A 507-nucleotide genomic window follows, 5' to 3' on the forward strand; every position below is an offset into this window, starting at 1 on the left:
AGAGATCGTGTCGGCGAACCAGCCCTGGGGCACCGGCGACTGGGAGCTCTTCAACGTCGCGCAGGACCGCAGCGAGAGCCGCAACCTCGCCGCCGCCAACCCGCAGAAGCTGGGCGAGATGCTGGTGGCCTGGCGCGACTACGTGCGCGAGACCGGCACGCTGGAGATCCCCAACCTCGCCAACCGCCCCGGCTACAGCAACGGCGCGAAGTACTACGAGGACCTGAAGTACGAGGCCACCCTCGTCCCGCGCACGGCCAGGCCCTGAGCGCATGCGCCGGCCCGCCCTGCTCCTCGCCTGCGTCCTGATGGTGCCGGCCGCGTTCGCGGCCGCCCCGCAGGCGGGGGCGCGGCCCGACCACGTCGCCGACCGCGACTGCCTCGCCTGCCACCCCGACCAGGCGGGCGCCTGGGCCGAATCGAAGCACCGCCATGCGATGCAGCCGGCGACGGCGCAGACCGTGCTCGGCGACTTCGGTGAGGCCGGCTCCGGCGAAGTCCGCTTCG

General features: G+C 73.4%; 2 protein-coding genes. Both read left to right on the plus strand.

From position 1 onward, the window contains the following. Window positions 1–268: arylsulfatase (locus JNK74_30525; protein ID MBL7650504.1), on the plus strand; the 268-nt coding region annotated here is incomplete at its 5' end. A 4-nt stretch (window positions 269–272) separates the two neighbouring features. After that, the coding region (locus JNK74_30530) for a hypothetical protein (protein MBL7650505.1) at window positions 273–507 on the plus strand (235 nt) is incomplete at its 3' end.

This window comes from Candidatus Hydrogenedentota bacterium, assembly GCA_016791475.1.
Taxonomy (GTDB): Bacteria; Hydrogenedentota; Hydrogenedentia; order Hydrogenedentales; family JAEUWI01; genus JAEUWI01.